The sequence below is a fragment of the Rhodococcus sp. 15-2388-1-1a genome (assembly GCF_002259145.1).
In the GTDB taxonomy this organism is placed as follows: domain Bacteria; phylum Actinomycetota; class Actinomycetes; order Mycobacteriales; family Mycobacteriaceae; genus Rhodococcoides.
In genome coordinates this window covers 61,585-78,699 of sequence record NZ_NPFP01000030.1, presented here as the reverse complement: position 1 = coordinate 78,699, position 17,115 = coordinate 61,585, and the positions used below count along the sequence as shown (strand labels likewise).

The 17,115-nt window shown below is 63.2% G+C and carries 20 protein-coding genes; 13 read left to right on the top strand and 7 right to left on the bottom strand.

Features of this window, described 5'->3' with window-relative positions:
- Nucleotides 1–249 precede the first annotated feature (249 nt).
- From pdxH to CH302_RS17435, 5 genes are all read left to right on the top strand, one after another.
- Entirely contained in the window at nt 250–867 is a 618-nt protein-coding gene (pdxH, locus tag CH302_RS17455) for a pyridoxamine 5'-phosphate oxidase (protein ID WP_037192139.1), read from the top strand.
- Nucleotides 864–2,156, top strand: a complete 1,293-nt coding sequence (locus CH302_RS17450) for an MFS transporter (RefSeq protein ID WP_082323705.1) — start codon at nt 864–866, stop codon at nt 2,154–2,156. The genes pdxH and CH302_RS17450 overlap by 4 nt, the downstream gene beginning before the upstream one ends.
- Nucleotides 2,140–3,069: an aldose 1-epimerase family protein gene (locus CH302_RS17445; protein ID WP_037191723.1), complete on the top strand. Its 930-nt coding sequence runs from the start codon at nt 2,140–2,142 to the stop codon at nt 3,067–3,069. The genes CH302_RS17450 and CH302_RS17445 overlap by 17 nt, the downstream gene beginning before the upstream one ends.
- Nucleotides 3,066–4,037 carry a carbohydrate kinase family protein gene (locus tag CH302_RS17440; RefSeq protein WP_037191725.1) on the top strand — a complete coding sequence of 324 codons (972 nt, stop codon included), beginning with the start codon at nt 3,066–3,068 and terminating at the stop codon, nt 4,035–4,037. Before CH302_RS17445 ends, CH302_RS17440 begins: the two co-directional genes overlap by 4 nt.
- Nucleotides 4,038–4,107: 70 nt before the next feature.
- Entirely contained in the window at nt 4,108–5,406 is a 1,299-nt protein-coding gene (locus tag CH302_RS17435) for a citrate synthase (RefSeq protein ID WP_037191728.1), read from the top strand.
- Between the two features lie 171 nt (nt 5,407–5,577).
- Here CH302_RS17435 and CH302_RS17430 read toward each other — a convergent pair whose 3' ends face one another.
- The 3 genes from CH302_RS17430 to CH302_RS17420 form a co-directional block, all read right to left on the bottom strand.
- Nucleotides 5,578–6,975 carry a hypothetical protein gene (locus tag CH302_RS17430; protein WP_052047751.1) on the bottom strand — a complete coding sequence of 466 codons (1,398 nt, stop codon included), beginning with the start codon at nt 6,973–6,975 and terminating at the stop codon, nt 5,578–5,580.
- Between the two features lie 23 nt (nt 6,976–6,998).
- Nucleotides 6,999–7,538 (bottom strand): hypothetical protein, encoded by a 540-nt coding sequence (locus CH302_RS17425; RefSeq protein WP_141216680.1) that lies wholly within the window; start codon nt 7,536–7,538, stop codon nt 6,999–7,001.
- A 137-nt stretch (nt 7,539–7,675) separates the two neighbouring features.
- Nucleotides 7,676–9,157 carry a flavin monoamine oxidase family protein gene (locus CH302_RS17420; RefSeq protein WP_037191733.1) on the bottom strand — a complete coding sequence of 494 codons (1,482 nt, stop codon included), beginning with the start codon at nt 9,155–9,157 and terminating at the stop codon, nt 7,676–7,678.
- Between the two features lie 286 nt (nt 9,158–9,443).
- On the opposite strand from CH302_RS17420, the gene CH302_RS17415 reads away from it, so the two are divergent.
- On the top strand, nt 9,444–10,379 hold the full coding sequence (locus CH302_RS17415; protein WP_082323706.1) for an AraC family transcriptional regulator: 936 nt from the start codon (nt 9,444–9,446) through the stop codon (nt 10,377–10,379).
- On the opposite strand, the gene CH302_RS17410 is transcribed toward CH302_RS17415, so the two are convergent.
- Nucleotides 10,351–10,857: an META domain-containing protein gene (locus CH302_RS17410; RefSeq protein ID WP_176460725.1), complete on the bottom strand. Its 507-nt coding sequence runs from the start codon at nt 10,855–10,857 to the stop codon at nt 10,351–10,353. The genes CH302_RS17415 and CH302_RS17410 overlap by 29 nt on opposite strands.
- 53 nt (nt 10,858–10,910) lie before the next feature.
- The gene (locus tag CH302_RS17405; protein ID WP_037191735.1) at nt 10,911–11,258 is read right to left on the bottom strand and encodes a hypothetical protein; all 348 of its coding nucleotides are present in this window, start codon (nt 11,256–11,258) and stop codon (nt 10,911–10,913) included.
- 338 nt (nt 11,259–11,596) lie between these two features.
- On the opposite strand from CH302_RS17405, the gene CH302_RS17400 reads away from it, so the two are divergent.
- The 6 genes from CH302_RS17400 (at nt 11,597) to CH302_RS17380 (ending at nt 14,195) form a co-directional block, all read left to right on the top strand.
- Nucleotides 11,597–11,977: an SHOCT domain-containing protein gene (locus CH302_RS17400; RefSeq protein ID WP_037191736.1), complete on the top strand. Its 381-nt coding sequence runs from the start codon at nt 11,597–11,599 to the stop codon at nt 11,975–11,977.
- A gap of 37 nt (nt 11,978–12,014) precedes the next feature.
- On the top strand, nt 12,015–12,170 hold the full coding sequence (locus CH302_RS30155) for a DUF6131 family protein (RefSeq protein WP_176460724.1): 156 nt from the start codon (nt 12,015–12,017) through the stop codon (nt 12,168–12,170).
- A gap of 272 nt (nt 12,171–12,442) precedes the next feature.
- The gene (locus CH302_RS17395; protein ID WP_037191738.1) at nt 12,443–12,904 is read left to right on the top strand and encodes a DUF6325 family protein; all 462 of its coding nucleotides are present in this window, start codon (nt 12,443–12,445) and stop codon (nt 12,902–12,904) included.
- Nucleotides 12,901–13,209 carry an SHOCT domain-containing protein gene (locus CH302_RS17390; protein ID WP_037191740.1) on the top strand — a complete coding sequence of 103 codons (309 nt, stop codon included), beginning with the start codon at nt 12,901–12,903 and terminating at the stop codon, nt 13,207–13,209. Before CH302_RS17395 ends, CH302_RS17390 begins: the two co-directional genes overlap by 4 nt.
- Nucleotides 13,209–13,589: a phage holin family protein gene (locus CH302_RS17385; RefSeq protein ID WP_037192149.1), complete on the top strand. Its 381-nt coding sequence runs from the start codon at nt 13,209–13,211 to the stop codon at nt 13,587–13,589. Before CH302_RS17390 ends, CH302_RS17385 begins: the two co-directional genes overlap by 1 nt.
- Before the next feature lie 105 nt (nt 13,590–13,694).
- On the top strand, nt 13,695–14,195 hold the full coding sequence (locus CH302_RS17380; protein WP_141216679.1) for a hypothetical protein: 501 nt from the start codon (nt 13,695–13,697) through the stop codon (nt 14,193–14,195).
- Between the two features lie 77 nt (nt 14,196–14,272).
- Here the strand turns inward: CH302_RS17380 and CH302_RS17375 are convergent, their stop codons facing one another.
- Nucleotides 14,273–15,073 carry a carbon-nitrogen hydrolase family protein gene (locus tag CH302_RS17375; RefSeq protein WP_037191745.1) on the bottom strand — a complete coding sequence of 267 codons (801 nt, stop codon included), beginning with the start codon at nt 15,071–15,073 and terminating at the stop codon, nt 14,273–14,275.
- 46 nt (nt 15,074–15,119) lie between these two features.
- On the opposite strand from CH302_RS17375, the gene CH302_RS17370 reads away from it, so the two are divergent.
- On the top strand, nt 15,120–15,761 hold the full coding sequence (locus tag CH302_RS17370) for a GntR family transcriptional regulator (protein WP_037191747.1): 642 nt from the start codon (nt 15,120–15,122) through the stop codon (nt 15,759–15,761).
- Here the strand turns inward: CH302_RS17370 and CH302_RS17365 are convergent.
- Entirely contained in the window at nt 15,733–17,082 is a 1,350-nt protein-coding gene (locus CH302_RS17365; protein WP_037191749.1) for an MFS transporter, read from the bottom strand. The two genes, CH302_RS17370 and CH302_RS17365, sit on opposite strands and share 29 nt — an antisense overlap.
- Between the last annotated feature and the right edge of the window lie 33 nt (nt 17,083–17,115).

Sequence of the window (17,115 nt, the reverse complement as noted above, 5' to 3'; positions counted from 1 at the left end):
GTCGCGGTAGCGCAGTGCGCCACCGTCCTTGTCGGGTTCGGCGATGTCGGAGGTGAACGCGACGACACCTTCGAGACCGGAGACGAAATCCTCGGGAACTCGTTGAACAGCCATGGCCTGTGGACTCCCTCGTCGCAACTGCACCCGGCTCAGCGCCGCATCCGGGCGTACTTCGTCAGAACCATAGCCGGGATCTACGCGGGAGTAGCGTCTGGGCTTGTGTCTGCAGATGAACAGCGCCTGGCGAACATGCGGGTGGACTACGGAGAGCCCGAGGACCTCGACGTCGATGCTCTGGCGGGCGGGTGGTGTGCGCTGGCGGAGCAGTGGTTGTCCGACGCGATGGCCGCGAATCTGCCCGAGCCCAACGCCATCGTGTTGGGGACGGTCGACGAGGCCGGTAGACCCGCCACCCGCACCGTGTTGTGCAAGGACTTCGACGCAGACGGGGTGGTGTTCTACACCAACTACGACTCGGACAAGGGCCGTGCGCTCACCGCGACACCGTATGCGTCGATCACGTTCCCGTGGATCGGAATTGCCCGCCAGCTCACTGTTCGCGGCCCGGTGGTGAAGGTCGACGCCGAGACCACCGAGGCGTATTGGCGCACGCGGCCCCGCGGCTCCCAGTTGGGAGCATGGGCGTCCGAGCAGTCGCGTCCCGTCGGCTCGCGGCAGGATCTGGCGGCGCGACTGGCCGAGGTGACCGCGACGTTCGACGGAATCGAGGTGCCGGTTCCGCCGAACTGGGGCGGTTTCCGTGTCCGACCGGAGACCGTCGAATTCTGGCAGGGCCGAACGAGCCGCATGCACAACCGAATTCGTCTGACGGTGGCAAGCGGTGTGATCGAGCGTCTGCAGCCGTGAGCGGATTGCGCGGCATTCTCGCCGATACCACTCCGCTGAAGACCCCGGCCTACAAGCGGTTGTGGTTGGCGAACATCGTCACCGTCATCGGGGCGCAGCTGTCCATCGTCGCTGTGCCGCAACAGGTTTTCCAGATCACGCTGAGCTCGGCCTATGTAGGCCTGACCGGCGTGTTCGCGCTGGTGCCGCTCATCGTGTTCGGTCTGTGGGGCGGGGCGCTGGCCGATGTGATGGATCGCCGCACCCTGTTGATGATCACCACCTGCGGTCTGATCGGAACGTCGGCGCTGTTCTGGCTGCAGGCGTTCCTCGACCTGAACAACGTGTGGATCATCCTGGTGCTGTTGGCCGTTCAGCAGGCATTCTTCGCGGTGAATCAGCCGACGCGCAGCGCGATTCTCCCGCGAATCCTGCCTGCCGAGCAGCTGCCGGCCGCGAACTCGCTGAACATGACGGTGATGAACTTCGGCGCTATCGCCGGCCCGCTCAGCGCCGGCATCCTCATCTACTACATCGGGCTCGAGACCCTCTATCTGATCGACACAATCGCGCTGTTCGCCACACTGTGGGCCGTGATTCGGCTACCGGGAATTCCGCCGGCGAAGTCGGGTCAGCGAGCCGGGTTGCGTTCGGTGTTCGACGGTTTCGCCTACCTCGCGACGCAGAAGGTGTTGCTGGCCTCGTTCGTCGTCGACATCATCGCGATGGTGTTCGGTATGCCCCGTGCGCTCTTCCCGCAGATCGCGCACGAAAGCTTCGGCGATCCGGCGTCGGGCGGTCCGGTGTTGGGCATGCTGTTCGCCGCGATGTCCGCGGGCGCGGTGGTCGGTGGCGTGTTCTCCGGCTGGCTGCCCCGAGTACGACGGCAGGGTCTGGCGGTGCTGATCTGCATCGTCGTGTGGGGCGCGGCGATGATCGGCTTCGGTCTGGCCGTAGGCGCGGCGACCGACGGGGCCACCACCGTCGCCCTGTGGTTCGCACTGGCGTTCCTCGCCCTCGGCGGCGGAGCCGACATGATCTCTGCAGCCTTCCGCAGCACGATGTTGCAGCAGGTCGCCACCGACGAGATGCGTGGTCGCCTGCAGGGTGTCTTCATCGTCGTGGTCGCCGGTGGTCCGCGCGTCGGCGACGTGCTGCACGGCGCAGCGGCCGCGTCCGTCGGTACCGCGGCCGCAGCGGCAGGCGGTGGAGTGCTGGTCGTCATCGGGGTCTCGATCGCCGCGCTGGCTCTTCCTGCATTCATCCGGTATCGCGTGGGTGCGGTGGTAAAGAATGGCACCCATGGCTGACGCGCAGACGTATTCGTTGACGAGTGGCAAGTATCGGGCAGACATCGCTGCCGTCGGAGCAGGCCTTCGGGTGCTCGAGTACGACGGCGCCCCGCTGACCGAGACGTGGGAGACGGGTTCGAAGCCGCCGTTGTCGGCGGGACTGGTGTTGGCCCCGTGGCCCAATCGAACGGCCGACGGCACGTTCACGTTCGAAGGCGTCGAGCATCGGTTGGAGATCACCGAGCCTTCGCGGGGCAACGCCAGTCATGGATTCGTCCGACGTGTGGCGTGGACTCTCGTGGAGCACACCGACAGTCGCGTCGAGCAGAGTGTGGACATCGGAACGCATGAGGGTTGGCCGTTCTCGGTGACGGTGACCGTGGTGCACGAGCTGTCGGCCGACGGGCTCACCGTCACCGCGTCGGCGAAGAACACCGGTGATTCGCCCGCGCCGTACGGGATGGGTTTTCACACGTTCGTCAGGGTGGGAGACGTGCCGCTCGACGAGTGCACGCTCGAGCTCTCGGCCGGGACGCGGCTGCCGCTCGACCCGGTTCGCAATCTCCCCGTGGGCAATTCGGTCCCGACGGCCGATACCGAGTACGACTTCCGGCAGCCGCGAACTCTGCAGGGCGTGCAGCTGGACACTCCGTTCAGCGCGTCGCTGCCCGAGGCCGACGGCCGAGCGAACCATGTTCTTCGTGGCCCCGACGGCACCGCGACCGTGCTGTGGACCGACAGCAGCTTCGGTTGGGTCCAGGTGTTCACTGCCGATCCCGCCAACGATCAGGCCTATCCCGATCGAGGACGGGCGTTGGCGATCGAGCCGATGACGTGCCCGCCCGATGCGTTGAACTCCGAAATCGATCTGATCGTGCTGGATCCGGGGCAATCCTGGTCCGGCACCTGGGGAATGAGGTACGAGAAGTGACCATTCTGGTGTGCGGCGAGGCGTTGGTCGATCTGGTTCCGGTGCACGAGGGGCCGCTGCTCTCGCCCAAGCTCGGTGGCGGCCCGTTCAATGTCGCCGTCGCGATAGGTCGACTGGGCTCGCCCGTGGCGTATCTCTCGCGGATTTCCCGCGACCCGTTCGGCGAGCAGATCCTGGCGAGTCTGCGCGACGCGGGAGTGGACACCACGTGGGTGCAGCGCGGCGACGAGCCGACGACGTTGGCGATGACCACGCTCGCCGAGGACGGCAGCGCCGAGTATTCGTTCTACGCCGACGGCACGGCCGACCGCCTCGTTGCCGATCCCGGCGATCTGCCCGACGAGATCAGCGTGCTCTCGTTCGGCACACTGTCACTGCTCTACGAGCCCGGTGCCTCGATGTACGCCGGCCTGCTGCACCGGGCCCGGGCGGCAGGCAAGCTCACGATGCTCGACCCGAACATTCGGCCCGCTGCCATCGACAGCACCAGCGGAGACATCACCGCCGACGGGTTTCGCGACCGCTTTCGTTCGTGGTTGCCCAGCATCGACATCCTCAAGGTGTCCGAGGACGACTCGCATTGGTTGGGGCTCGGAACCCAGGGCACAACGGTCGACGACTGGCTCGCGGCCGGGGTCACCGCGGTGGTCATGACGCGCGGCGGCGACGGAATCTCGGTGTTCACGGCGCCAGGGGAGACGTCGAGCACCGGAGTTGCCGTGGCCGAGGAGATCTCGGTACCGGGTGTCGCGGTCGACGTCGTCGATACGATCGGCGCTGGTGACACCGTGCACGGCGCTCTGCTCAGCTTTTTGCAGAAGGAGAGCATTGTCACATCGAACGCGGTGAAAGAGATGAGCAAGCAAGATTGGCAAGAAGCGCTCGAGTTCGCCGCAAAAGCAGCGGCAATCACGGTTTCTCGACCCGGTGCCGACCCTCCCTGGGCGTCCGAGGCGTCGAGAGACTAGTTTCACTATCGACGTTAGAACTGTCCGCTTCAAGTACGTGTCCGTTACACGAGTTCGAGAGGGACCATTCGTGCCCGCTGAGAATGATGCCAAAGCCACCCTCACCTATCCCGGTGGCGAGTACTCCATGTCGATTGCCGAGGCCTCCGAGGGCAACAACGGCATCGAGCTGGGAAAGTTGCTGGCCACCACCGGCTACACGACGTTGGACGGCGGGTTCGTCAACACCGCGTCGACCAAGTCGGCCATCACCTACATCGACGGCGACGCAGGCATCCTGCGCTACCGCGGTTACCCGATCGAACAGCTCGCGGGCAAGTCGTCGTTCATCGAGGTCAGCTACCTGCTGATCTACGGTGAGCTGCCGTCCGAGGATCAGCTCGAGAAGTTCACCGACAAGATCCGTCGACACACTCTGCTGCACGAGGACCTCAAGCGGTTCTTCGACGGCTTCCCGCGCAACGCGCACCCCATGCCGGTGCTGTCGAGCGCCGTCAACGCGCTGTCGGCGTACTACCAGGATTCGCTGGACCCCAACGATCCGGAGCAGGTCGAACTCTCGACCATCCGCTTGCTGGCCAAGCTGCCCACCATCGCGGCGTACGCCTACAAGAAGTCCGTCGGCCAGCCGTTCCTGTACCCGGACAACTCCAAGAGCCTGGTCGAGAACTTCCTGCGCCTGACGTTCGGTTTCCCGGCCGAGCCGTACGAGGTCGATCCCGAGATCGTCAAGGCACTCGACATGCTGCTCATCCTGCATGCCGACCACGAGCAGAACTGCTCGACGTCGACGGTTCGCCTCGTCGGATCCTCGCAGGCCAACCTGTTCACCTCGATCTCCGGCGGCATCAACGCGCTGTGGGGCCCGCTGCACGGCGGTGCCAACCAGGCGGTGCTCGAGATGCTGGACAAGATCAAGGCCGAGGGCGGCGACGCCTCCGAGTTCCTGCGTCGCGTCAAGAACAAGGAAGACGGCGTCAAGCTCATGGGCTTCGGACACCGTGTGTACAAGAACTTCGACCCGCGCGCGACGCTGGTCAAGGAGACCGCGCACACGATCCTCGGCAAGCTCGGCAACGGCGACGAACTCCTCGAGATCGCGCTCAAGCTCGAAGAAACCGCTCTCACCGACGATTACTTCGTCGAGCGCAAGCTCTACCCCAACGTCGATTTCTACACCGGCCTGATCTACCGCGCGATGGGCTTCCCGCCGCGCATGTTCACGGTGTTGTTCGCGATGGGCCGTCTCCCGGGCTGGATCGCGCACTGGCGCGAGCAGAACGAGGACACGACCGGCAAGATCGGCCGTCCGCGCCAGATCTACACCGGCTACACCGAGCGCGACTACCAGGACGTCAGCTCCCGCTAGCTCCCGCTGTACAACAACGCCGCCGGCTCCCATCGGGAGTCGGCGGCGTTGTCGTGGGTGCCCCGAGTTCGCAGTTACGCAGGCAATATGCCCACTCTGTTCGGCGTAACCGCGAACTCGAAGTTATGGACGCTTTTCGGTCGAATTCCGTCCACAACTTCGAGTTCGCGGTCAGGTCATTGCTACCTCGCGCAGCACCTGTCCTGCACCGTCGCTGAGGCGCAACGTATCCGTATCCGTCGGGCCGACCACCAGGTTGCCGCCGACGGGTAGGTCGATGGTGCTGACGAATGCAGACCGCGATCCCCGAGCATCCTCGGTGGCGACGGTGTAGTCACTCGTGGTGGGGGTGTCGGTCGTGAGCGTCATCGATCGCTCGGTGGGGCTGATCTCGGCGACGATCGACGCGCCCGCCGGCAGGCGAAGAGAGGTCGATCGAACCACCCAACCGTCGGACAGGATGGAGATGTCGATCGACGCGTCGCGATCGTTGTCCGCGACGTCGGAGAGCGTGAGCCGCATCGGTGTGTCGATCGAGGCCTCCAGCAACGCTGTGTTGTCGTTGTTGATGAACGCTGACCGTCGGACCCGGTCACTGTCGGACACCGACAAGCTCCATTCGACATCGGTCAGATCGACCGGATCGTTGGTGTTGTCGGTGACCAACACCAAGTAGTCCTGGTCCTGCGCACCGACTTCGGAGCAGGAGGGGCACTGATGAACGCCGGTCATCTCGGCCAGCGGAAACAACTTCAACCGATTGTCCGCGGTCCCGGAGAACAGGTAGCTGTCGTCGGCGGGGTCCGCCGAGGTGGTGTAGTACCACGTATCGGCGGCCGTATCGGTGACGATCATCTTCTCGACGCCGGGATAGTTGTTGTCGTAGATGACAATTCCGCGTTTGCTGTCGCCCAGATCGCGTATCGCGATCGGTGTCACGGCATGGCCGGACGTTCCGTCCTCGGTGTAGAAGGCGAGTAGATAGTCCTGCCCTTCGGCCCACGCGGACGTGAGTCGATCGATCACCTCGTCCACAGGTTCGGACATCTCGGAGTCGGCTGTCGGTTCGACCTCCTGGGTGTTGAAGTATCGCGCGATCACGGCATCGGTCGCGGGGGAGGGACGTGCATCGAACAGTGTTGCTCCGGGGGCGACGAAAGACGAGGTGTCGATCGCGTTGCGGTAGGCCAACCCTGCGACCGCGGCCATTCCGAAGCAATGACCACCGTTCATTCCGTTCTCGAACACCTCCGAGGTGACCCGTCCCATCGGCGAGAGAACGCATCGGGCGCTCTCGGTTCCTGGAGTGCACACGGCATCCCCGAACAGCGATTGCATCGAGGCCGGTGTGAGCCCTTGGCCATGCTCCGCTGTCGGCGGTCCCCAGTTGGGGAAGGAGAAGCCGTCCCGCCGGACGTCGAAGCCGGACGAGGCCACGAGCGTGCCCGAACCGGGGTCCATCTCGGTGAACCCTTCCTGAGGTGAAGAACACGCCGACAGCATGATTGCGACGGCGAAAGCCACTGTGGCCCAGCGTCGGCGGGACGGGGTGGCGGAGCGGAGAACCACGGTCGACTCCTCTTTTTCGGTTGTCAATGCTCGAGTACGACCTTGAGAACTGTGACGATCAAACCGACGACGATGGCAACCAGGCCTCCGAGAATTGCCCCATGCCATTTCCTCTTGCTCGAGTGCCAGCCGCTGGCGGCTCCCAGGACGAGCAGGAACAAGAATGCGAGATCGGAAATGGTGTCGAGTGCGCCGTAGGCGGACCACAGACCGCTCACACGTCCGAGCCCGATGATGATGAGCGGCACCACTGTCAGCAGCAGGAAATGTGCTGAGTGCCAGAGCAAATGACGCCTGTCTGCACCGTCGGGCATGTGGTGGTGGCTGTTCACGTACCCCAACCACGACGAGAAGAGGTGCGCGACGGCAGTCGCGACCATCGGCCCGAGGACCATTCCTGTTGCGTCACCGAAATCGACGTCCGTATCGTCCGCTCCGACCACCATCACGGTCATGATGATCACGGTGCCGTAGATCAACGGTTCCGCGTCCAGCATCGCCCACGTCGATCGGCCTCGTCTCCAGGCGTTGTGGCCTGTATCGGGTAGCGCGCTTCCGGTCATGACTGCTCGCCGAAGACTGCGTGCTTCGGCGTGGATCCATCGAGGCACGCCGGAAGTGGTGTTCTTTTCATCGTCGAAAGTCCTTGTTCGAGAGAAGGAGTGTGTGCGTCATCGCGGATGGGGGCTCGTGTTCTCGTTCAGACGACCTCGTGTTCGGCCGGTGCCATGGGGTCGATGTGGAGTGCTGCGCGAAGGCCCGCCTCGATCGCACCCTCGACCCAGCCCGACTTGAACGTGGTGAAGTCGCCGGCCCAGTGCAGCCGGTCCACGGGCTTCTTCATCTCGTCCAACATCCAGCCGCCGTCCAGAGGTGTATCGCCGAAGGCGGCCTTGATCCAGGGTTGATCGGGCCAGGAGAACTCGCCGATTTCCACGACGTCCTCGATCATTCCGGACATGTCGGCGTTGAAGGTGTTCACGAGATCTCGTGCCCGGGTTTCTTTCGGCTGGGCGAGATAGGCAGTTGCGTTGGCACCGGAAAGGTAGAAGAACGCGTTCCCGCGCCCGCCCGGCTCGTTGCCGGTGATGTCGATGAGTCTTTCCCATGGCCGGTCGGAAGCCGCCACGGGCCAACCCCGCACACCGGAATCCAGCCACGTCGGTTTCGAGGTCTGCAGATACACCTTGACGATGTCGCTCCACACCATGCCGTCGACCACCTGCCGTGCTCGATCGGGTAACGCCGGGCGGATGTCGACGTCCTTCAGGACGGTGAAGGGGATCGTCGAAATGACTTCGTCCCCAGTCCATTCGCGACCGTCCGCTGTGGTCACCTCGACGTCCGAACCGCTCTGGTCGATGACCACCACTCGAGAGCCCATGTGGATGCGGTCCTGGGGGAGCCTTTCGGCGAGGGCGCGCGGTATCCGCTCGTTTCCACCCTGCACGCGGTACAAGTTGCGGTCGCCGAAATGGTATGCGAAGTCGGGAAGCAAACCGAGAACGCTGACTTCCAGTGTGAAACCGCCGGCCTGGGCTGCGACGAGTTTGGCGAAATCGTCCGATGCACCGGCGTCGGCGAGCAATTCACGAACGGTGAATCCGTCGAACTTGTCGGCGGCAGCCGCATCGGGCCACTCCGGGTCGATGACGGTGGTGAAGTCTGCGCCGAGCGGCACGAAGTAGCTCGTGAGCATGGAACTCAGTTCGACGGTGCGTTCGGACTCGAGTAGATCCCAGGGCCGACGACCGAGCTGAGTGTTGTTGCCGCGCAGGCCATCTATCAGGTATTCGGGAGCGCCGTCGTTCATCGCGACGATCGGGAGCTGCAGAGTGCTCACGTAGCCGGTGACCAACGGCATGTTCAGCCGGAAATGCCCTCCACCGCCCTCGGTGAACTGGCCGTTCTCGTATTCGACGGAGATGAGGCGACCACCGATTCGGTCCTGAGCCTCGAGAACCGTCACCTCGTGACCGCGCCGGTGCAATGCAAGTGCGGCAGTCAGACCCGACATGCCTGCACCGAGCACGAGTACGCGTTTCGGGGAAGATGATCCATCGGTACCGGTGGCGCCGCTCGCGGCGTCGTTGCTCGAGCACGCCGTCGCTGACGTCAACCCGCCCAGCATCGCCGCGATCGACCCGAGTCGTAACGCATCCCGTCGGTTGACCTGCACCATCGTCGTCTCCTTCTGAAACGATGGAAGTGCCCCGCCACTTCTCCAGTTCGACAAGCGACATCACACCACGTTTTCACGACGGAGGTGACCCGAAACCGCGTTCCCGCGGTGGTTCTGGTGAAGACAGAAACCTGCTCGACGCAGGATTCGTCACACGATCACACGTCGACTTTCGAGACCGGAAGGTATGAACGGATGCTGTACCGATGGACCCATGCGTTCACACTCGCGAGTAGAATTCTGCGTGTAGTAGTTCGCTGCGGAAGCTCGTCGGGAGTGTGACGCAATGTCGTTGTTGATCGAGCACGTCGGACGGCCGGGCATAGCAAGCTTCGGTAGGCACGTGAAATGTAGCGTCCCAGATCCTGATGCGTTCTTCGTACGCATTCACCGTTGTGACCTGTCGGCACTGACACTCATCCGTTCCCACATGTCACCCGCTGTCCAGACACCGATGATCGAACGCTTTCAGGACATGGTCAGCGTGGCGGTGATGCTATCGGGAAGGACGTCGATCGAAAGTAGATCCAGCCGGGCGCTTCTCGGAGTCGGTCAGGCATTCTTCGACGTCGGCTGGGGGCACCGAGTCAATCGATTCGACGTCGCGATCGACGTCATGAGCGTGATGATTCCTGCCGAGACGGCACGGGAGCGGGGGCTGTCGGTGGATCCGGACCGTCTCACACTCGGCCCGGACAAACCCACCCTCGCGGCGCGAGCATTTGCGCACGTCGTCACTCCATTGCTCGCGGTCGGCAAGGCATCGCGAGAAGAGGCGTCGATACCGTACGTCGAGGCGGCGATCATCGAGCTGACGATGGGTTTGTATCTGGAGGCGCGTGGAGTTCGGGCCTCGGGCAGCGAGTTCCACAATTCCCTCTCGGCTCAGGCTCGAACTATCATCGCGCAGGAGTTCCGTGATCACTCGCTCACCGTTGCTGTTGTAGCAGAACGCCTTTCAGTATCGTTGAGGTCGCTGCACCGCGCATTCGAGGGCAGCGGGACCACTGTTGCTGCCGAAATTCGTTGGCGCAGATGTGACTTGGCGGAGAAGTTGCTCCGCGATCCGCTCCACCGGGCACGCACGAATCTCGATATCGCCGGGGCTTCGGGGTTCGGCTCGACGACGGAACTGCGGCGTGCTGTGACAAGTCGACACGGTATGTCGGTGCGTGAGTTCCGGCATGCAGCATTCAGCCCGATACTCGACGCGCAGCGATAGTCGCGGTGGGCGAGGTCAGGGTGACCGTATCGCCGTCGAGTGCCCATGTCGGGTTGGATGCGACGAAACCGCGGAGCCATTCGTCCTGCATGCCGAGCCCCTGGTCGCAGGCCATCATCGTCGACGCCACGGAACCGTCGTCCGTAGTGCTCAGCGTTCCCGCCGTTCGATCGAGACTTCCCACGAGAGTGTTGCATCCTGCGTTCAGTGCGACGGCATCGGTGTCGGGGGAGATGGAAATCGAGACGGTGGTGCCGGGCATCAGATCGTATCCGGTGATGTCGGCGGTCTCGAATACATCGAATGTCGTTGCGGCCGTAGCGTCGTCGGCACTGGGTGCTGTCGTCGACGGCACGCTCGGGTCGGCGGTGGACGCGGCATCGGGCGAACATCCAGCGAGCACGAACCCTCCTGCGGCGGCACAGAGCCATAGTCGCAGGGTGCCGTGTGGGGGTGGGGTGAGGTGGGTTCGGGTCATCGGTGACTCCTCGCGGTCGGTGTATGGGGTGGAGTTCGGTAGGTTCGAGGTGTTCATGGCCAGTGCTGCACCGGGCTGCTCGACGACAAGGTATTGCCGTAGCGTCCTGCGTGGACGCCTACGGTGACCGTTCCGGATTGCGCGGGTATCGGAGAATCGTTCGCCAGGTGGTGCGCGAGTACCCGCGCACCGATTGCTCGCCAGCCATTGAGCACTGGATCCATCGAGTGGTCCTCGTAGAGCACCGACCCGTTGCCGTCCGTCAGTTCGAGCTGTACGACGCGGACCCGGCCTCGGGCGGTGAGGATATCGAGGCGACGTGCACCGGCGAGCTCGGTTCGGCGATCGGCGTAGCGGAACATGACGTAGCGCAGCGCACTCGGCGTCGTTTCGATCGTCACCGTTTCGATCCCTTCGAGCGTCTTCGCGGACCACCGTGATCTGGTCGGTAGCAGGCGGGGAGATATCACTGACGAAGCTTGGTCGAGAGTATGAGCTCTCCCAGAAATAATGGCAATGATGTGGGCTGATTGACCGATTTGTGGCAGTTCGATGCGACAGTCTGTGCCGGAACGGACGATTCGTGCCAACTTGGCCGGTGTGTGGCCCGGTGCTTGTTAATGTTCGCTCGGAAGTTGGAAAGCGGAGGGACGCGCGCCATTGTTCGATTCAGTCAGTATTGCTGTGTGAGTGGTGAATTCGCGACTCTCCACCTGTCGAAAAGGAAGAAACGAAAATCATGTCCTCGTTCTGGGATTTTCTTTGGTTGGTCATCGTATCGTTCGTTTTCATAGCGTATCTGATATTCCTGTTCACAGTGATCGGAGACCTGATTCGTGACCGGTATACGTCCGGTTGGGTCAAAGCCGTGTGGGTTCTGTTCTTTTTCTTCGTTCCATTCATCACCGCATTGGTCTACCTGATCGTGCGCGGTCCCGGAATGAATCGACGTGTTGCCGAGTCTGCGGCCGAATTCGAGTCCGAGAGCCGGGCGTACATCCGATCCGCAGCAGGATCGTCTCCTGCGCAGCAGATCTCGGAGGCCAAGAGTTTGCTCGAAGCCGGTGTGATCGACGAGGGCGAATACCGAACACTCAAAGCCAAAGCACTATCGGCTTGAATCCGAGACACCGACGTCACCCCCAAGGAGTCCAGCCATGATAGCACTCGGCGTTCTACTCGTAGTCATCGGGTTGCTGGTGAAGATCTCCTCGATGTGGGTGATCGGTCTGGCTCTGCTCGGGGTGGGGCTGATATTCATGATCTGGGGCCTGACCGGCCACAAGGTCGGCGGCAGAGCTCACTGGTACTGAGGTATCGCTCGACTTCGCTGCCCGGCGTCTGCGGAGACACCAACCACTCGTTGTTCGTTGTTGGAGCACACCATGACCACTCGGCTTTCCAATGAGAATGTCGACCGTTCCGTCCGCCGACAGATGCCAGACCTGCTGCGCGGCTTTGCGGGTCTCGTCGCCAGGTACTGATGTCGGTGCGCGTCGCTACGCCGCGTCGTTCACCCCGGCCGAATTCACGATCGGCCCACCGCGGTTGCAGGCATCTACACCCCTCGAAGAAAGGAACTTTCGTGTCCAATGACATTCTGTTCGGACCGATCGAATATCTCGCCGTCGAATTTCCCGGTGGTGTGCCGCCGAAAGGAAGTTTCGATGGGCTTCTCGGGATGGTCGATTCCGGGACGGTTCGGATTCTCGACCTCGAGTTCGTTGCCAAGTCGGAACACGGTGAGGTCCGAGTTGTGCCCACGCGCGACATCGAGGGCCTCGCCGACTTCGAGGGGTCCGCGTCCGGACTCATCGACTCCGACGACATCGCGTCGGTGAGTGCGGATCTCGCTGCAGGGAGTGTCGCTGCGGTGCTCGTGTACGAGGAGCGGGTGATGATCCCGGTGATCGAAGCCTGGACCGAAGGTGGCGGCAGGTTGATCACCGAGGGCCACCTCACTGTCGACGATATCGCTGCTGCCCTCGACGAGACGGATACCCACGAGAGCGCGAATGCGCGCACGAACGATCAGGAGCCGGCATGAGTTTGCTCAGAAGGACCGCGAGAGTGGCCGTTGCCAGCTCGGTGCACGGCCGCGTTCAGCGTCGGCAACAGTCGCGTTGGGCTGCTGAAGACCAGGCCGCTGCTGCTCAGCACTCCGTTCAGCCGGCTGTCGTTGCGCCTGTCCAGCCGGTCGTAGCGCCGCCTGTCGCGGATGCCACGGCCTTGTCGGTGGACGTCATGATCGAGCAGTTGACCAAGCTCGGTGAGCTGCATCGCAGCGGGGTTCTCACCGACGCCGAATTCGATGCTCAGAAGGCGCTGTTGCTTTCCAGGCCGAGGGCATGATCGTTGCGCTCGCAGTCAGGACCGCGGTATTCCTCGGCTCGTCGGCGATCGGATTGCTCGTTGCGTCGATTCTGTTGCCCGACATGAACCTTCGCGCATCCGGCTTCATCACCGCAGTGGTCGTATTCGCCGTGGTGCAGAGTGTCCTGTCGCCGTTCGTCGCGAAGCTTGCCGCAGGTAAGGCACCTGCTTTTCTCGGTGGTACCGGACTGATCGCAACATTCGTCGGACTGGCCGCGGCTGCACTGCTCGGCGGACTGTCGGTCAGTGGATGGCGAACCTGGATTCTGGCGAGCCTGGTGGTCTGGCTGGTCACTGCGATCGCGAGCATGCTTCTACCGCTTGTGGTTCGGCGTTTCAACGCAGCCGAGCGAGCTTGATCAGCAGGTTTGCGCTGCATGGACGCCTCGAGTTCGCAGTCGCACAGGCAATGAAGCAACTTTCATAGTCATAACTGCGATCTCGGTGTTCGCTATCATTCCGCCATGGCTGATCGAGGGTGTTTCCGGTGCGCCCCGGCACCCAGGGCCGTGGCCTTGTCCATTGCAGTCGCTCTGTTTGCGGCGAGTTGCGCGGACAGCGGCGACGAGACGTCGAACGAGACGCGGCCGTCGGCATCATGCGCAGCGGCCAAGGATCGCGGAGATGCGACAGGCACGTGGGGTCGAGCCGTCGGCGAGAGCGAGAGAACCGGATTCGAGCGGGTGCTGACCGCGGATTGCAACATATCGAACTCGGAACCGTCCACCTTTTCGAGCTACGACCAGCTGAACGGCCCACGAACACTGGGACTGCACCTACAGACTTCTTGCACGCCGTTCGAGGTGGCATACGAGGAGGACGACGACGTCGTTTCGGTGTGGGTCAGAACGACGGTCGTGCCAGATCCGAACGCGATCTGTGACGGTGACGTCGACGAGCGGCTCGGCACCTACGTCATCGTTCTCGGTCGGGAACTGGGCGACCGCAGGGTCGTACCTGGCTGACGAGACCACTCGCCGAATACGAAATCATGGACGCGATTCGGCCGAATTCCGTCCATGACTTCGAGTTCGCGGCACCGTCAGGCGTCGAAGTGCTTGCGGTTCTTCAACACCGGCAGAGTTTTGCGCACGGCGTCGATCAGTTCGGTGTGGATGTCGATGGTCAGCATTCCGGGAGTGGCATCCAGTTGACCGAGGATCTCGCCGGTGGGGGAGCAGACGATGCTGTGTCCCACGCCCAATGGGGCATTGCCTTCGGCGGCAGCGGGTTCGGCTTGGTCGCAGGCTGCGATGAAGGTCGTCGAATCCAACGCGCGTGCGCGGGCGAGCAAGGTCCACTGATCCACTTTGCCCTCACCCGATCCCCACGACGCCGGAACGACGACGAGTTCCGCGCCGAGGTCGCCGAGTTTCTGGAACAGCGAGGGGAATCGGATGTCGTAGCAGGTGGCGAAGCCAACCCGAACTCCGGCGATATCGACCACCAGCGGGTCCGAACCCGGTGCGACGGTGTCGGACTCGGCGAATCCGAAGGCGTCGAACAGGTGAATCTTGTCGTAGCTCGCATCGATGCCAGGGCCGGTGACGAGCAGAGTGTTGGTCACTCGGTCGTCCTCGGCGGGGGCGAACATCCCGGCGACGACGGTGATGCCTGCGTCCGACGCGATGGAGCGCACCGCGTCGGCCCATTCGCCGTCGAGAGGCTGTGCGAACTTGCGGATGGGTCCGCCGAAGCAGCGCATCGTCGCCTCCGGAAACACCACGAGGTCCGAGCCGGCGTGCGCGGCTGCGCGGGCGTGGGTGTCGACGAGTTCGAGGTTCTCGATGGGGTGTTCGCCACTGGTGATCTGGGCGAGGCTGATGCGAATGGTCGAGCTCACGGTGTGACTCCTGGTTTCGTCGGGTGAAGACAGGTATACATATCGTATGCAGCCGCTGTCGGGGAGGGAGAAGGCGTATCTGTTCGTACGCGATCAGGTGCTGTCGTCACCGGCCGCCACCGGCACATTTCTGAACGAACAAGAACTCGCGACTCGAATCGGAGTGTCGCGCACGCCGGTGCGTGAGGCCCTGCTGATGTTGCAGTCCGAGGGCCTGGTCGAGATGGTCCCCAAGCGCGGCGCGCACGTGCCTGCGATGTCCGGACGGCAGATCGCCGAACTGATGGATCTGCGCGGCGTCCTCGAACGGCACGCGGCCACCCGTGCTCTGCGCGCCGGGGACGCTCCGATCGCGGCGATGCAGCATGCGCTCGAGCAGCAGGAATTGCTGATGAACTCCGACAGTGCGGATGCGCCGAAGGAGTTCATCGACTGGGACGGCACGTTCCATCAGAGTTTGATCGATTCGGCGGGGAGCGATCTTCTCTCCCGCACGTACGCCGGGCTGCGCGCTCGGCAGCTGCGGGTGGGTCTGAGTGCCCTGTTCACCGCAGCCAACCGTCAGCATCGGGTGTGCGCCGAGCACCAGGCCATCATCGACGCACTGAGTGTCGGCGACGAGGGCCTGGTGCACGAGAAGATCGACGCTCACCTCGAGGTCACACTTCAGACTCTGCTGCGCGCGTAGCCTTTTCGTGTTCCTGATTCAGTAGCACGTAGTGCTCGTCCTCGGTGGGGTCCGGGTTGCGTCCCAGTGCCAGGCCGACGAGCGTCACCGCGCCGACGATCACGATGTATCCGGCAATCGGTACCCAACTGTCGGTCTTGTCGAGCAGGTACACGAAGATCAGCGGTGCCATCGCTCCGCCGAACACACCGGCGATCGTGTACGCCAACGAGCTGCCGGTGGAGCGCAGTCGCACGCTGAACTGCTCGGTGACGAACGCTGCCTGTGGCCCGTACATGAACGAGTGGAACGCCAGGCCCACAACGACTCCGAGGATCAGCAGTGGCAGAGATCCGCCGCCGATGACGAGGAAGAAGATCGCGCTCCAGGCAACGCCGCCCACGGCTGCGACGCCGTACACCAGACGCCGGTTGATGCGGTCGGAGACGGCTCCGGCCAGCGGGATCAGGCCGAGCTGGCACGCCGATCCGATCAGAATGGCCGTGAGCACCTCGCTGCGCTCGAAGCCCAGTTTCTGGGTTCCGTAGGTGATGGAGAAGACCGTGAACAGTGCGTAGATGACGTCGGGTGCGACACGAGACATGATGCCTGCCACCAGTGGTCGCAGTTCGGTCTTGAACACTTCGCTGATCGGGGCTTCGGAGCGATCGCCGCTTTCCTGAAGTGCTTTGAACACCGGGGTGTCCTCGAGCTTCAGTCGGATCCACAGACCGAATCCGACGAGTACGGCCGAGAAGAGGAATGCAACACGCCATCCCCAGGACTCGAACTGCTGGTCGGTCAACGACAGCGTCAGGATTGCGAGTGCGCCGTTGGCGAGCAGGTTGCCCGCCGGTGGTCCGATCTGCGCTGCGGAGGACCAGAAGCCGCGCTTACGGGGATCACCGTATTCACTGGAGAGCAGAACGGCTCCGCCCCACTCGCCGCCGACGGCCACGCCCTGGCAGAACCGCATGGTGACGAGAATGATCGGGGCGGCGATGCCGATGGTGTCGTAGCCGGGGATCAATCCGATGGCGAACGTCGTGACGCCGATCAGCATCAGGGTGATGACGAGTAGCTGTTTTCGGCCGATGACGTCGCCGAGTCGCCCGAAGACGAATCCACCGACCGGACGGGCGATGTACCCGACGGCGTAGGTCGAGAAGGCCAGCAATGTTCCGGTCAGTGGGTCGCTGTCCGGGAAGAAGACCAGCGGGAACACCAGCGCTGCGGCGGCCGAGTAGACGGCGAAGTCGTACCACTCCAATGCCGTTCCGGTCAGGCTGGCGGCAAAGGCCTTGGCCAGGCCCTTTCTATCCACCGAAACTGGTTCGGTCATGACGACTCCTTCGTGTGCCTGGGATCACTCTAT

What these genes read in the sequence shown, in the direction of transcription:
- CH302_RS17365 (WP_037191749.1), bottom strand. Translation starts at nt 17,082, where the DNA reads ATGACCGAACCAGTTTCGGTGGATAGAAAGGGCCTGGCCAAGGCCTTT.
- CH302_RS17370 (WP_037191747.1), top strand. Translation starts at nt 15,120, where the DNA reads ATGCAGCCGCTGTCGGGGAGGGAGAAGGCGTATCTGTTCGTACGCGAT.
- CH302_RS17445 (WP_037191723.1), top strand. Translation starts at nt 2,140, where the DNA reads ATGGCACCCATGGCTGACGCGCAGACGTATTCGTTGACGAGTGGCAAG.
- CH302_RS17400 (WP_037191736.1), top strand. Translation starts at nt 11,597, where the DNA reads ATGTCCTCGTTCTGGGATTTTCTTTGGTTGGTCATCGTATCGTTCGTT.
- pdxH (WP_037192139.1), top strand. Translation starts at nt 250, where the DNA reads ATGCGGGTGGACTACGGAGAGCCCGAGGACCTCGACGTCGATGCTCTG.
- CH302_RS17380 (WP_141216679.1), top strand. Translation starts at nt 13,695, where the DNA reads ATGGCTGATCGAGGGTGTTTCCGGTGCGCCCCGGCACCCAGGGCCGTG.
- CH302_RS17420 (WP_037191733.1), bottom strand. Translation starts at nt 9,157, where the DNA reads ATGGTGCAGGTCAACCGACGGGATGCGTTACGACTCGGGTCGATCGCG.
- CH302_RS17390 (WP_037191740.1), top strand. Translation starts at nt 12,901, where the DNA reads ATGAGTTTGCTCAGAAGGACCGCGAGAGTGGCCGTTGCCAGCTCGGTG.
- CH302_RS17415 (WP_082323706.1), top strand. Translation starts at nt 9,444, where the DNA reads ATGTCGTTGTTGATCGAGCACGTCGGACGGCCGGGCATAGCAAGCTTC.
- CH302_RS30155 (WP_176460724.1), top strand. Translation starts at nt 12,015, where the DNA reads ATGATAGCACTCGGCGTTCTACTCGTAGTCATCGGGTTGCTGGTGAAG.
- CH302_RS17410 (WP_176460725.1), bottom strand. Translation starts at nt 10,857, where the DNA reads ATGACCCGAACCCACCTCACCCCACCCCCACACGGCACCCTGCGACTA.
- CH302_RS17425 (WP_141216680.1), bottom strand. Translation starts at nt 7,538, where the DNA reads ATGACCGGAAGCGCGCTACCCGATACAGGCCACAACGCCTGGAGACGA.